Consider the following 15,191-nt stretch of genomic DNA (forward strand, 5'->3'; position numbering starts at 1 on the left):
ACTCTGATGTATGTATATGCTATGTTAGTGCCGTGTCTGTATTCCCTTGATGTCTTAGTGTAAGGATAGAGAAAGGTGGGCTGAAAGTTAAGTTTACGATAGGTTGGGGAAGGAGTTATCTAAAGTACATATCCATTCTTATTGAGCAGTTGTATAAAACCGTAAGAGAAATTATGGAAATGCTCTTGAGAAACTGCCTCTTTTTCGTTGATCTCTCGAAGATTATTCAGAGTTTATTCATACGGGCATGGATGAGCAACGTTTGATCTTCGAATGAACTCTGAATGAGGGGTATTATTTGGTACTTATCTGTACTTTATTTGGGGTATATTTGTATATGAATTCCGCAAAATTAAAACTTCCTCTAGAATTTCCAGAGGAAGGTAAAAGTTTAAAGGGTAGGTTTATTCCTCTTGGGAACGTAATGTCACATTCATATCATCTATGTCATTACTAGAAGACACTATTTTGTCTTGTGGAACATAGTTAGCGTGGCTAAAACTTAGCGTACAAGACTCTGATTGTCTTACTTGAATAGAGTAATACCCTTCTGGATCAGTTTTTGTTCTACTTAACAGGGCGTTGTTACTGTTTAAAGTACAAGTCACATCAACCTGACTTATAACATCTCCATCGGTGTTGTCAACATAGCCGGAAACAGTTATCCATTTCACATCACTTTTCATCGTGAAGCTACACGTGATCACTGCAATCATAACGCTTGTTATTAATACGATTAATGATTTTGTTTTCATGATAATAAGTTTTAAATTTTTACTAACAAACACCTGGCGTTTTCTTTCTTTAATGCATGCATATCAAATTTATGATAATTAATCCGTAAAACAAAATTTTGACGTAAGTATTTCTATATTGCAAGATATATGATTTTTAAAAATTCGTTACTTGTAGGAGATATTAATATTTCAGTTTTCATGCTTATTGCTTACGTAATTATTGTCGAATACGCAAAAAAATCGTGTAATTATTCCTGTATGTATTACGAGCAACTAATATTTACACGATGATATAAAAGACATATAAAAAATGCTTTCACCTTGCTATTTAGCTTTGGTAGTTTATATAGATTATAAATAGTTTTCGTGATGGATTAGAGATGTGCTATTTTTCGATGCTGTATATTAGATGAATTGATTATCAATAGTTTACCGCTTAAAAGATAGGTACCTCAAAAATTTACTTGTTTTCTTGTTAAAAATCGCAAATTTAACGCTTTCCTTCGTTGCTTGTCTCAAAACGGAGGGTAAATGGGGGAAATCGCTCTCTTTTGTCCCGAAACCTCCATTCCGCAAAGATCATATCGGGGATAATTTTGCCGATTAGGGCTACAAAATGGAAGGCTAATTCACGGATTTTTTATTTGAGCGATAAACTGTATTCACGTCGTATTCGCTCTAACTCATTTTTTAGATCATTTATTGATAAAACTGTTAGGTAAATGTTGTCTAAATCTGTTATTTCATGTATTTGTTCGAGTGAATATAATGGCCTTAAAAACTTTTTCACCTTCATTCGTTCTTTTCTTGCAGAATTAGTCGATTCTTTGCACTTGGTTTCTCTTAGTAGTTGAGACGTTAAATCTTCGTCAGACCTATTGCCAAAATTGACAATAGCAATTATCTTAATATAATCTTTTGTGTCTTGAATACTTTTACTTGCCTTTATATGTCGAGATGATTCTAACCGTAATTTTCTAGCATCTTCAAGAATTGCATTGATTTGTGCAGCACCAAATTTTTTGTTGTGGATTAGAGAATTACATTTGACTTCTACTAATATTTTTACAGGAGAGTCAATTTTTATGTCGAACCCATTTGTGTTTGGCTTTTGTTTATCAATATCATTAAATATTTGTTCTCTATCTTCATTTTTAAATGATAATATGTCTGATAACTTTGTTGCAATTGAACGAGTCGATATTAATGTCATTATGTTATTAATATCGGACAGTATTGATTTTAGTTCTATTAATTTATCTAATGTAAGATTGTTATCAATAATTTCGGTGTTAATAGACTTGATAAACTTTGTGTACTTATCTAGTAAACTAATGGTTCTATTATATGTTTCTACTGTTTCCATAATTTTGTTTCTTTGGAGGACAAAAATATGAATAAAAGTTCATATATGAAATTTTGTTAGGCTTGTTAGTCGGGATTTCGTATTCTTTTGCAGTCAAAAGAGAAAGTCGCCAGATTTAGTTTAGTGCCGGTCTTGGCGAAGCCATCTTTTTTCTCCCTCTGTTAGCTTTGCTTTAATACACGTATATATGAATACGGAGATAAGGTAAAGTTACTTTTCATTTGAATAGCCAAACTAACCTTGAATATATGCTGTAGGGAGGAATGGTTTTACCCATATAACAAATAGTATGTTGTTTGTTGTATTGTGCATATAGCACTAATGAACAATATGATAGCGTTTGCATTTTTCTAAAGCAAAATCACTTGTTTTCCGTACTTATCCAAAATACTTGTCGGAAGTTGCTACCAAGACATTGGATTCGCTTGGAAAAGTGTTGTGTAATGGGGCGATTAGTTGAAAAAGTGTAGAATCCTTATATTTGTACTTGTTTTAGCCGTAATATTTGCAGCTCAAAATCCCTATAAATTATACCCATACTGATATAATATCGAATATTTGTACCAACTTTGTACCCGAAAAGGTATAAAGAGATTCTACGTCATCAAACTGAATAACATTTAAAGGTATTATGCTATGGATATATTAAGTCTCACTAAAGTAGCATCATTGTTCATCCTAACTTTAATAGAAAGAGACGATGGACAAAAGAAACAAATTTTGGAGACGCCAACAAATGGCTCGTGTGTTTAAGGCTCGCATGCTTCTTTATGCCGCTTATGGTCATTGCATCATTTGTGAGGATGGAAGCTATTATGAACATCCTCATTGGTTTGAATTGGCTAAAGACAAATGGGCGCAAGTTTATAAAACTACAGGAACTCCGTGTAGCTGTTGGATGTGCAGGGGATTTGAATATGACCGCAAGGTGTATAAGAAAGAAACTTTGCGAATTATTCAAGAATCAATGGAGTCGTCAAAATGAACAGAAACTGAATCTGTGTATTATAGCATAGATTCAGTTTTCTAATTTTTCGGGTAGGGTTTGTCATTATCAAATGATTGAGGAACACTACCGATATTCCGAATAAATAAGTGGTGTAAAATAATGGTGTGCGTTCTACATCTCGTTCTCCTTCCGATTGAACTATCCTAATTTTTCAGATAGTTGCCTTTTGGGTAAGCTCGCCTGATTCATAAATCTGCCCAAGATGGTAGCTGATAGGTCGTATATCCACTCCAAACAAATCAGCTATACGTTTTGTGACATTCAGAATGTTTCATTGTTGAAGATGACTTCAATACGTGTTTCTCCTTGCTTTGTTTTGTAGAGTACAATATTGGATGATAAACTGTTGCTGAGTAATTTAGTAGTAGGCGTTTCCTGTCTGAAATATTCCCTTGCCATTTGTACTTGTGGTTTCTTTCCGTCTGCATTTTCTGCAATCATCAGACACGCCATACGTGATAAATACATATTCTCTACTTTACGGAAAGAGCCGGAACCTAATTTGACCATTTCAACCGTATGGTTAAAATGCTCTACTGTATTAAGTCCTTTATGGTTGGCTTTCGCAATGGCTTTGTTTATTGTACGTGTGAATTTTTGATAGGTACTATAACCTAATGCAACGCACAAATCACGAGAAGTCCAATACTCTGAACCGCTTTCATACTGCTTTTTTATCTGCTCAAAATTAGAGCGGATAGGGGATATATTATTTTCTTCCATCCTCTTGATACTTTTTTAGAATTATAGATGGCTAAGCCATTAACCGTTAATAGATACTTTTGGCGATTGAGGCTTGTACAGCATGGTAACAAAACCTTCTTTTATGACAGGATTAAGCGAGTATTCCATAAAATTCTCACGGTTCTTTAGTCCTACGACAGCCATCATTTCTGAATAAGATACTCAGAGGGCTTCAAGTCATCTACAGCTTGACGTCTTATCACCGTTTGCCACGCATAGCCTTTTTCACGTTTTTGTGGCTTCCCTTGTTGGATGTATTCATCGAAATTTAGCATATTACAAATCTAATTTATCAAATAGCTCTTCATATGGTTCTTTAAGATACGTATAAGATTGTGGAGCGCAAATATTATTGCCTAAGCACATTAAAGACTTTGGCGTCTTTAATCTTAATACGGTTTTAAATTTAATTGCATAAGAATCCTGATGATTTGTAAAATAGTTTATGAAGAAATCTTTGGAGATTCCTGCATGTTTTTTTGTTTTATTCCATATAACATCAGGTGTACCTTTGATAATAGATTCTACCTCAATAACAGCAACAATCATCTTGATTGGTGTTGTTGCATACACGACAATATACCGTATATTCATAGGAATGCGTTTCCTGTATTCATATAGTTTTTCTCCGGATAATATTTTCTCAATATGTCTTGGATGAATAGATAATATAATTGTTTCAGTTTTCATGTATCAATTCTGAATATTGTTCATTGTTAATTTGTCTAATACTCTGTATATATCCCTTTATACTAGCATTGATTATTGCTCGATTGGATATTTCTTTTTTAAGAGCTACGTATCGGAATAATATTACTAAAGTTTTTTTCTTAAGTATGTTCTGTAAATCCGAGTAATTGTAGACGGTTCTCTTGGCTATAGTGGGAAATACTTCGTCAATATTCTCTGAAAATATGACATTTTCAACTATACCCATACATTGAATAGATTTGCGGTCTTTGCTCCTGTAGAATAGAATAATATCGCCTTTCTGAATAGATTTGATTCGAGAATGACATAAATAGGCTTTCTTTATTGTGTTACCCTGACAAGAGTATAAAGATTGATCCTTCTCGAACAAAGAGCCTTTCATGCTACTAAAGTCTGGGAAAAGATCTTCGTGATATTTAGGTTGAATAGGAACTATAAATTTTTGAACGAATTCATTATCCTTGAAGTAAGGATAATACTTTATCAAAGAATCCAAACTGTTGCAATCATCATCCAATAATTTCATTGGCTTGATGTAAACATCATCTTGTTTATATTTGCCTAGACAATAAAAGCCATAGTCTAGGCAAAGTCCTACAAGCGTCTTTTGTTCCTCTCCAAATGTATGTAAATATACCCAATCCAAATTATTTTTGACGCAGTAATCGAATGCAATGTACAAGAGTCGTTCTCCCAACTTTTTCCCTCTAGCTGTTACATCAACTTTGAAAGTACAAAGCTTCAAGATACGTCCGTGAATCACCTCTCCATCATCAGTAAGACGAGCATCCAGCTCGTGTTTATAGATACAGATAGCAACGATTTTATTGCTTCCATCTTCTATACACCAACATTTACGCTTGTCTTGAGCACACTTTTGGAACCATTCATCAAAACCATCATACGATTTTCTCAAAGATTCGAAGAAAGATTGTTTTTTGTCTATTTCATATAAAAAACGCTCTTTTACACCGGTATAATCAAAAGAAAATGGGAGAGACGTATATCGTTGTAGTAAAAGTAAAAACTGCTCTAATCGATATACTTTATCCTGCAAACCAATTCGCAAAGCTTTCTTGTGTATACCTTCATCATTTGTAACGAGAAGATGTACGGCTCCACGATATAAGGCGAACAAAATATGATTATCTACCTTATCATTGTCATTGGATTGCGATAAACCAAGCTCGTTACATTCTTTGTCGGAAAGAATCGGAGGATTCTCTATTTGTAAGTATTGTCTTAATCGTGATAATACAATTTCTCGTCTCTCTTGATTTTTGTCCCGGTTGATATCTTCAAACTGCATTGGATGAATATACAGACAATGTTGCTGTTCCGTAGATCGTTTACGCAACTCAGCAAATGAAGAATCCAATATCTTATTGGTGTCTTCTAAAGGAATAATGATATTTGTGTCTAATAGTATATTCATCACGATAACTATTTAATAAATATGTTTTTAACCATAATTTAAATTTCTGGCAATCCCAATTCTTTCAAGAACTTATTATGTAGATTACGAGCATTCTCTATCCGCTCATCTATCTTTTTCAATTCTTTGTTCACTGCCAGCAAATCTATCTGTTCTTCCTCTTTTGAAAGGTTTACATAGCGGGTAATGTTTAGGTTGTATTCATTTTCCTTGATTTCCTGCAGCGAGACTTGGCGTGAATAACGTGTCTCCTCCTTGCAATACTGGTAAGTAGAAACAATTTTATCCACATCCTCATTGCGAAGATAGTTCTGCCGCTTGCCTTTCTCATAATGTTCCTCCGAACTGGCATTGATGAAAAGCACCTTGTCATTCTTACGACATTTTTTCAATACTATCAGGCAGACAGGTATGCCGGTTGAATAGAAAAGATTGGCGGGCAGCCCTATTACAGCATCTATGTTGTCATCTTCAATCAATTTTTTTCTTATTGCAAGTTCTTTACCACCACGGAACAACACACCATGCGGTAAGATAATAGCCATTGTTCCTTCTTCGCTTAGGAAATGAAAGCCATGCAATAGGAAGGCTAAGTCTGCTGCTGACTTTGGTGCCACTCCATATCTATTGAAACGGAAATCTTTTGCTGTCTCTTCTGTCGGTTCCCAGCGCAATGAGAATGGCGGATTTGCCACAACTGCATCAAATGTTATCTTTTTCGACGGATTCTGTTCATTCAAGATGTTCCAATCATTGATAAGCGAATCACCGTGGAAAATCTCAAACTCTGTATCTTTCACCCCGTGCAGAAGCATGTTCATGCGGGCAAGGTTGTAAGTGGTTATATTTTTTTCCTGCCCATATATTTTGCCTATACCATTGTCGCCCATCTCATGACGTACATTCAGCAGTAGAGACCCCGAACCGCAGGCAAAGTCCAAGACCCTGTTTATCCTATTTTTCTTCCCCATTGTAGGATCTTGACAATCCAAGGTTACGATGCGTGACAAAATAGTAGAAATCATCTGTGGCGTATAAAATTCTCCCGCTTTCTGGCCTCCACCTGCCGCAAACTGCCCGATAAGATATTCGTACGCATCACCAAGCGAATCCGAATCTGAGGTGAATTCCATTAGTCCATCGGCAATAGTCTTGATAACCTTGGAAAGAAGATTATTCCTTTCTGTATAGTTTTTGCCTAACTTTTCGGAATCAAGATTGATTTCAGAGAACAAACCTTTGAAAGAACTTTCAAAAGATTCGTTTTCTATATATTTGAAACCATCCTGCAAGGTACTAAGCAAATCATTGCTCTGTATTCTTGCCAGTTCTACAATATTGTCCCACAAATATTTCGGTTTGATTACATAATGAACCTTACGTCGCATCTGTTTTTCAAACAGGGATATGTCATCCTTATATTCTTCATACCAGATATGCAATGAGGTCATTACTTTCCATTTCTTCAGTTTTTCTTCTGTAGCTATTGGATAATCAGTGCCAAGTTCTTTCTGTGCAGCCTTTATATAGTTGTCTGAAAGATACTTCCAAAAGAGAAACGACAACATATAGTCACGGAAATCATCCGCCATCATTGAGCCACGCAGGTTGTTGGCTATATTCCAAAGGGTCTTGCCCAATTCACTTTGTTTGCTTGTTGTCATTAACTTAATTGTTAGAATGAATTATAAATCTGTATTTTGACATAAGGGTGTGATAAACCTCTCTGACAATCTGTTTATTGTCATCAACCATTGCTTCCATTTGCGGATAATACACTTTCTGGTGAGTCAGAGCATTGACAATGGTAGATACTCGGTCTGTATTTGTTATTCCAATCTGTTTAATGACATATTTTAATTGCCCTGTGCCTAAAAACGATGCGATGTTCTCTAGTACTTGTCTCAAAAGAGCAATGTGATAAATCTCCAGTTCGTCTTTTACAACGGCATCATCTAAAATCTGGAGAAGCCGCAGATGATACAACAGCACATCGTTTTTAGGATTAGCCAATACATATCCATCATCCGTTCGCTCCAATAATTGAATTTTTGACTTCTTTTTATATCTATCCGATTTTTCTCCTTTAAACAGACAATCGCTTAATATTGTCGCAAACCCGATGTGGTGGGTTGTTATTATTATCTTCTTTTTGTCACAATATTTGTCTATCAATTCCAATAGGGTAAATATCGTAACGAATATATTATGGTCATCAAGGCTTGAAACAGGGTCATCAACAAAAATATATTCATTCTGTTCATCTTGCCACCCCTCTGTATCAAACAGTGCAAGGAAAAAGCACCAGATGAAAATACGTTCCTCCCCTCTGGAAATCTTGATAGGATTCTTATCCTCAGCATCTTTCAGATAGAAAATTATTTCTTCAATGCCGTCTTCAGGGTGTTCTTCGTTTGTGTGAAAATCAAAGTCATACTTTACATTATATGGCTTTAGCTTTTCCCTTACTTTTGTTTCATCTATATAAGAATGCAAGTCGTTCAAACTGCTCTTGACAATCCGCATCCTTATGTTTTCCTCTGCATTTTCTATATCATTATTCCACACGAAAAGGTCTTCGCTGAAGGCATTGTAATAGACACCTGTCTGTTTATGCTCTTCGTTCCTGCACAATTCCTTATATTCTACAGAAAGTCTTGTCTTTCCTGTAGCATTGAATGCGTACAAAAGAAATATTTGCTCTTTTGTATCTTTGATTGCTTTGGCTATATCTTGTAATTCCATTTTCTTCTTATTATAATTTGAGAAATAATTGTTGCATTAATCCTTTCTTATGCTGCTCCAACAAAATCACTTTTCCCTCATACAAACTAATCAGTTCATCTATTGACGAGAGGCATCCTGCTATTTTACTTTGCTCGTCTGGAGAGGGGAATGGTATCAATAACTGTTTGAAAGCTGGCATATTCACAGAAATCAAACCACCACTATTTGTATTCTTTTTGCACCATTCATCAATTACAAACATATAATGGTGAAAGTACATCATATCTATTTTGTCTTCAAACGATTTACGTTTTGTTAAAAACGTAAATCGTTGATTCGCTAGCGAATCAACGATGATCAATGCGTGTTCGCCAATCGTTGCTGTTGTTGCAACTATAATAGAATAAGCAGGGAAAAGACCGGAATTTTTTATCGCTTGCGGAGTCACATGCTGTATCGAATCAGATAAAATATGTCCATTTTTACGTATGTCATCCATACGAAACCATGGTATCGTTCCATCATTCCAATATTCAGGATTTGACTTTGAGGGAGTATATCCATTCTTCATGTCGAATATATTTTGCATAAAATCTACTTCCCAATTTGTACTAAAGTCATGAAAACGAACCTCTGGTAGAAACTTTCCTATAATAGGAAAAAGTTTCTGCACAAGCCCTTTCTTATGTGTCTTTAATTCTTCCACCTTTTCTTTCATAGCATTAATTTCTTCATCTATTGACGAGAGGCATCCTGCTATTTTACTTTGCTCGTCTGGAGAGGGGAATGGTATCAATAACTGTTTGAAAGCTGGCATATTCACAGAAATCAAACCACCACTATTTGTATTCTTTTTGCACCATTCATCAATTACAAACATATAATGGTGAAAGTACATCATATCTATTTTGTCTTCAAACGATTTACGTTTTGTTAAAAACGTAAATCGTTGATTCGCTAGCGAATCAACGATGATCAATGCGTGTTCGCCAATCGTTGCTGTTGTTGCAACTATAATAGAATAAGCAGGGAAAAGACTGGAATTTTTTATCGCTTGCGGAGTTACATGCTGTATCGAATCAGACAAAATATGTCCGTTTTTACGTATGTCCTCCAAACGAAACCATGGTATCGTTCCATCATTCCAATATTCAGAGTTTGACTTTGAAGGAGTATATCCATTCTTCATGTCGAACATACTCTGCATCATATCAATTTCCCATTCCTTCTTAAATTCTGGAAAACGAAGGACAGGAACAAGGCCTTTTCCCCCTATCCATTTTGTATCACATCCTTTAGCCATATCACTCCTCATACGCTGATAACCCTGATATTTCCTGACCTGTAGCCATTTTCTTCAATAACGGTATCAGGTCATTCATTAATGCCATTTCTTCTTTTGCCCGTGCTTTCCAGCCCAACTCTAGTGGTTCAAGCAGTTCGTTCAGTTTCTCACCATCAAATATTTTCCGTTCCACAATATCATTGACAAAGTATTGCAGAGAGACAACATTCAATTTATGAGCATCTGCTATACTTGACATATCGGAAGCATATTTTTCCGTCTTGAACACTTCATATTCCTCTTTGATTTCCTGTACGGTCTTTCCGTTCAAACTGTCAGAGTCGTGACTGTTTATAAAGGCTATGATATCATCGCATTCGTCAAGCATATTTGAACTTGAACAAATCAGACTTATCAGTTGCTCTTTAGTCATCTTGGCCATGGACGGAACACCGCTGTAATAGCGTGCTATAAGTTCCATGATATAGTCGTAATCGACGATGGCAGATGCAAACAGGACAAACTCGAAATCCAAATCATCTATCGTATCGGATACTTCATCACTCTTCTTCTGTCGTTTATCCCGAAGTTCCTTTGCCAAATCCAGGTATGCGCCACGGAACGCTACCAAATCATTATCGGTAAAGCCATAAGATACAATCGGCTCACTGACTATACCCGATTCATTGCTTCCCGTATCAATAATATCTGTATATTGGTCCAATTGGGTCTTATATCTCTGTACTTCCTTAAAATGATTAATAAACTTGGCTTTGGCATCATCACCTCTAAGATTAGCCACTTCTTCTGCTTTAAATTCCAAATCGTGCAGATTCATAAATTCACGCAGACTCCTGACAGCATCCTTATACTTCTTTATAATGGCAGACGCAGGCTCAACCAGCCAGACTTGCCGAGCCCTTTCATCTTTCTCTCCGGAGAACAGTACTATTGCCTCGTCCACAGCGGCTTGTTGTCCACGAAAATCAAGAATGTTTCCGTATGGTTTTGTATCGTTCAGAATACGATTTGTACGTGAAAAAGCTTGTACCAATCCATGCCACTTCAAATTCTTATCGACATATAGTGTATTTAGGAACTTGGAATCAAAACCGGTAAGCAACATATCCACCACGATGGTAATGTCTATCTTGTTGTGATGCGGATAGTCCTTATTGGTATATATTTGGTCTTTTATACGCTGTTGCACATCCTGATAGTAGGTATCAAACTCTGTAATCGAATGGTTCGTACCATATTGTCCATTATAATCATCTATAATTTCTTCCAGAGCCTTTTTCTTTTGATCCGGCTCTTTTTCGTTGTCCAAACGTTCCTGCTGTAAATCCTCCTGAATCTGTATTATATCCTTGTTTCCTTCTGCCGGAGGCGAGAAGACACAGGCAATATTCAGTTTAACGTAATTCTCATCTTCCTCTGCCCGTTTGTTTTGTTCTGTTTTGAAAAGATTGTAATATTCAATCGCCTCATTGATTGAGCTGGTGGCAAACAGGGCATTAAACCGCATATCGTTGGTAGCAGCCCGATGCTTGTTTAGAATGGCATCGACAACGGCTTGTTTCTTCATCTTTCCGCCAACTACCTGTATGACATTCTCGTCAGGCTTGAAATAGTCAATATGGAAACGCAATACATTCTTGTCGTCAATTGCATTCGTTATTGTGTACGAATGTAATTCCTTCTGAAATATATCCACCGTTGTTTTGTAGTGTCCTTCTTCTCCCGTCGCTTGCACGTATGTGGCATTCTTGTCAAATATGGGTGTACCGGTAAAGCCAAACAATTGTGCTTTAGGAAAGAAATCCTTTATGGCTTTATGATTATCGCCAAACTGTGAACGATGGCACTCATCGAATATGAAGACAATCCTTTCGTCCCTCAAATCCTCCAGTTCCTCCTGATAATTCTTTCGGTTTTCCGGATCCAATGCTATTCCTAATTTCTGAATGGTGGTGACGATAATCTTGTCTTTATAGTCTTCTGACAACATCCTGCGTACAAGAGAATCCGTATTGGTGTTTTCCTCCACACAGTTTTCCTGAAACCTGTTGAATTCTTCGCGTGTCTGTCGGTCAAGATCTTTTCGGTCCACAACGAACAAGCACTTCGCAATATCAGGATTGTCTTTCAGCAATGTGGCAGCCTTAAAAGAAGTGAGTGTCTTGCCGCTTCCTGTTGTATGCCATATATAACCGTTTCCACGATTCTCCTCTATACATTTGACTATTGCCTTTACAGCATAAATCTGATACGGGCGCATCATCAGCACCCTTTGCTCACTGGCCACAAGCACCATATAACGGCTAATCATTTCTCCCAATCTGCATTTGGGAAGGAAAGCATCCGCAAAGGCGTCCAGCCCGTTTATTTTCCTATTGTCTTCATCCGCCCACCTATATACCGGCAGGAAATTCTCATCGGCATTGAAATTGAAATGCTGGTTATTGTTGTTGGCAAAATAATATGTATTTGTCTGATTGCTTACAATAAACATCTGAATGAAGCAAAGCAATGAATTAGTATATCCATTGCCCATATCATTCTTATAGTCAACAATCTGTTGCATAGCTCGTCGTGGGCTAACCTCAAGTGCTTTAAGTTCTATCTGCACAAGCGGCAAACCATTAATCAGCAGCATGACATCATATCGCTGGAAACTATTACGTGTATTTATGCGTAACTGGTGTGCAACTTCATAATCATTCTTACACCAGTCTTTTATATTCACTAATGTATATTGCAACGGTGTGCCGTCTTCACGAAAAAACGTATTGCGTTCACGCAATCTTTTGGAAGAATAGTATACATCAGAATCAGTTATTTCTTCCAGTAATCGTGTAAATTCAGAATCAGAGAGATGAACATGATTCAAATGTTCAAATTTCTCACGGAAATTCTGCTCCAAAGAGTTTCTGTCGCAAATATCCGGTCGATATGTATATTTTAACTCTATCAATTTGTGGATAAAGTTTTCTTCTATTTGCTTTTCTCTAATCATATTTAGTTGGATATTTGATTCTTTATTAGGTCTTTAGGATCTACTTGAAGGATTTTAGCAATCTCAAATAGCACCTCTAAACTGGGTTGACGCCTATTGCATACATAGGCATTGACTATACAGAAACTTTTACCGAGTTTCTCTGCCAGCCAAGTTTGTTTGATGCCTCTGTCTTCAAGCACCTCTTTTATTCGGTTCATGGGTTTATCCATTGTTTTATCTTTATATCATCAACATGTTTGCAAACATATAAAATTTTATGCTATATAAAAAGAAAAGGAGAGGAAAAAATCTTCTCCTTAACCTTAACCCAAGTATCAGACATTCAGATCTTTCATCGGCAATCCATAATTATCCTGTCCGAACAGATCTTGATGGATAAGTTTCAAACCAAGTGTCTGATAATACTTGTAGTCATCACCTCCGGTACAAAGGTATTTGTAACCGTAGTGTGGCATATACTCCTTGAAGAAGCGAGCCAAGTCTTTTAGGCTTTCGGCTTGTTTTTTTCTTGAAGTTACAGCGCACGATGATGATGCTCCAGTCGGGAAAATTACCTATGTCATTGCTGTACTCCCAGAAATGGATGTAACAGTCTAAATCACGCTCATGGATGTCCACACAGAAACCGTTGGCGTTTTGCATCATGCGACAAGAACGTCAATAATCGTTGATGATATATGCTAATCGTTGGTAATCACTACCTACTTGCCGATGCAAAAATTCTTAAATATATTTCCCAAAACTTCATCCGTCGTGATTTGTCCCGTGATTTCACCAAGATAATGTAGGCATTCCCGAATGTCTTGTGATACAAACTCACCACTAAGGTGGGAATCCAGTCCGGTGATGACTCGCTCGATGGCAAGGCGGGCATGGGTGAGGGCTTCGTAATGACGGGCGTTGCTGACGATAACATCCCCTGAATGAAGAGCATTTATGTTGATCGTGGAAACTAACTCGTCTATTAAGTGATTGATGTTATACCCTGTCTTTGCAGCAATCGGGAGAATCTTTTCTCCGGAAGATAGAGACGTGATTTGTGACAAGATAATATCGGCAGAATCTGTTTGGTCCGTCTTGTTGAGTAGAATTAACAAGCGGGCATCAGATCCGAGATGTTCTTTCACTTGGGTATAATAGGGAAGGAATTGCTCCGTCTCTTTGGTAGCATCAATTAAAAATAACACGACACGGGCTTGTTCAATTTTTGAAAAAGTACGTTTGATTCCCATATTTTCTACTCGGTCGTTAGTGTGGCGGATGCCTGCCGTATCGATGAATCGGAAAGTGATTCCCTGAAGGTTAATCGTATCTTCGATCACGTCGCGGGTCGTACCTTCTATATCAGAGACGATGGCACGATCCTCTTTTAGCAGAGCGTTGAGTAGGGTACTTTTCCCCACGTTGGTATTACCGACGATGGCTACCGGAATTCCGTTTTTGATCACGTTGCCGAGGGAGAAGGAGGCGCATAGGCGAGAAATTAATGTATCAATACCGACTGCAATGCCCCGTAGTTCCGATCGGTCTGCAAACTCCACGTCCTCTTCCGAAAAATCCAGTTCGAGTTCGAGTAGAGAAGTGATATGTAACAATTCCATTCGCAGTTTCGTCAGTTCGTCCGAGAATCCGCCTCGCATCTGGCTTAATGCCATGCTATGGGCTGCTGCGGAGGACGAGGCGATCAGATCTGCGACAGCTTCCGCTTGGGAAAGATCCATTTTGCCGTTTAAGAAAGCTCGTTGAGTAAATTCCCCGGGAGCGGCAAGGCGTGCTCCGGAGGAGATCAAGAGTTGTAATATACGTTGTTGTATGTACACCGAACCATGGCAGGAAATCTCGATAGAGTCTTCTCCGGTAAAGGAGTGGGGAGCACGGAACACGGAGATCAGTACCTCGTCGATCAACTCTTCCTTATCAACGATTTTTCCGAAATGGATTGTATTTGGGCGTGCATCTGTCAGTTTTTTACTGGAGGGTGAAACAAATATCCGGTCACAGATTTCGATACATCCTTTCCCTGACAGGCGAATCACGGCGATAGCACCCATTCCGGGAGCCGTGGCAATGGCACATATTACAGTCTGATCATTCATGATAATTTCTTTCGTGCAAAGGTATATCTTTTTGTCGTGTGTAGACTAAAAAATGAATC

At 37.3% G+C, this 15,191-nt stretch carries 12 protein-coding genes and 3 pseudogenes; 1 reads left to right on the top strand and 14 read right to left on the bottom strand.

The window, feature by feature from the left end; genetic code table 11:
* Positions 1-404: 404 nt before the first annotated feature.
* Both QVC79_RS08440 and QVC79_RS08445 read right to left on the bottom strand, forming a co-directional pair.
* Complete coding sequence (locus QVC79_RS08440; RefSeq protein ID WP_270593369.1) at positions 405-755, bottom strand: carboxypeptidase-like regulatory domain-containing protein; 351 nt, start codon at positions 753-755, stop codon at positions 405-407.
* A gap of 622 nt (positions 756-1,377) precedes the next feature.
* A complete protein-coding gene (locus tag QVC79_RS08445) occupies positions 1,378-2,103 on the bottom strand; it encodes a hypothetical protein (RefSeq protein ID WP_270593370.1) in 726 nt (241 codons plus the stop codon).
* Between the two features lie 700 nt (positions 2,104-2,803).
* Between QVC79_RS08445 and QVC79_RS08450 the strand changes: the two genes are divergently transcribed.
* Positions 2,804-3,088 (top strand): hypothetical protein, encoded by a 285-nt coding sequence (locus QVC79_RS08450; RefSeq protein WP_270593371.1) that lies wholly within the window; start codon positions 2,804-2,806, stop codon positions 3,086-3,088.
* Between the two features lie 115 nt (positions 3,089-3,203).
* Here the strand turns inward: QVC79_RS08450 and QVC79_RS08455 are convergent.
* The 12 genes and pseudogenes from QVC79_RS08455 to mnmE form a co-directional block, all read right to left on the bottom strand.
* Positions 3,204-3,835: pseudogene (locus QVC79_RS08455) on the bottom strand (RhuM family protein); the annotation flags it as partial.
* A 39-nt stretch (positions 3,836-3,874) separates the two neighbouring features.
* Positions 3,875-4,003 carry a Fic family protein gene (locus QVC79_RS17765; RefSeq protein ID WP_333562705.1) on the bottom strand — a complete coding sequence of 43 codons (129 nt, stop codon included), beginning with the start codon at positions 4,001-4,003 and terminating at the stop codon, positions 3,875-3,877.
* A 2-nt stretch (positions 4,004-4,005) separates the two neighbouring features.
* Positions 4,006-4,131, bottom strand: a pseudogene (locus QVC79_RS08460) (Fic family protein); the annotation flags it as partial.
* Between the two features lies 1 nt (position 4,132).
* Positions 4,133-4,546 carry an ASCH domain-containing protein gene (locus tag QVC79_RS08465; RefSeq protein ID WP_270593372.1) on the bottom strand — a complete coding sequence of 138 codons (414 nt, stop codon included), beginning with the start codon at positions 4,544-4,546 and terminating at the stop codon, positions 4,133-4,135.
* Positions 4,536-6,002, bottom strand: coding sequence for a GNAT family N-acetyltransferase (locus tag QVC79_RS08470; RefSeq protein WP_270593373.1), 1,467 nt, complete (start codon positions 6,000-6,002; stop codon positions 4,536-4,538). The genes QVC79_RS08465 and QVC79_RS08470 overlap by 11 nt, the downstream gene beginning before the upstream one ends.
* Positions 6,003-6,040: 38 nt before the next feature.
* Positions 6,041-7,666, bottom strand: a complete 1,626-nt coding sequence (locus tag QVC79_RS08475; RefSeq protein ID WP_270593374.1) for a type I restriction-modification system subunit M — start codon at positions 7,664-7,666, stop codon at positions 6,041-6,043.
* A gap of 4 nt (positions 7,667-7,670) precedes the next feature.
* Positions 7,671-8,747 carry an AAA family ATPase gene (locus QVC79_RS08480; RefSeq protein WP_270593375.1) on the bottom strand — a complete coding sequence of 359 codons (1,077 nt, stop codon included), beginning with the start codon at positions 8,745-8,747 and terminating at the stop codon, positions 7,671-7,673.
* A gap of 10 nt (positions 8,748-8,757) precedes the next feature.
* Entirely contained in the window at positions 8,758-10,032 is a 1,275-nt protein-coding gene (locus QVC79_RS08485) for a restriction endonuclease subunit S (RefSeq protein WP_287642464.1), read from the bottom strand.
* 1 nt (position 10,033) lies between these two features.
* Positions 10,034-13,033 carry a type I restriction endonuclease subunit R gene (locus QVC79_RS08490; protein WP_270594156.1) on the bottom strand — a complete coding sequence of 1,000 codons (3,000 nt, stop codon included), beginning with the start codon at positions 13,031-13,033 and terminating at the stop codon, positions 10,034-10,036.
* A 2-nt stretch (positions 13,034-13,035) separates the two neighbouring features.
* A complete protein-coding gene (locus QVC79_RS08495; RefSeq protein WP_270594155.1) occupies positions 13,036-13,245 on the bottom strand; it encodes a helix-turn-helix domain-containing protein in 210 nt (69 codons plus the stop codon).
* Positions 13,246-13,350: 105 nt separating this feature from the next.
* Positions 13,351-13,690: pseudogene (locus QVC79_RS08500) on the bottom strand (hypothetical protein); the annotation flags it as partial.
* A 47-nt stretch (positions 13,691-13,737) separates the two neighbouring features.
* Positions 13,738-15,132, bottom strand: coding sequence for a tRNA uridine-5-carboxymethylaminomethyl(34) synthesis GTPase MnmE (gene mnmE, locus QVC79_RS08505; protein ID WP_270594154.1), 1,395 nt, complete (start codon positions 15,130-15,132; stop codon positions 13,738-13,740).
* Between the last annotated feature and the right edge of the window lie 59 nt (positions 15,133-15,191).

Source organism: Butyricimonas sp. (assembly GCF_019423355.1).
GTDB lineage: Bacteria > Bacteroidota > Bacteroidia > Bacteroidales > Marinifilaceae > Butyricimonas > Butyricimonas faecihominis.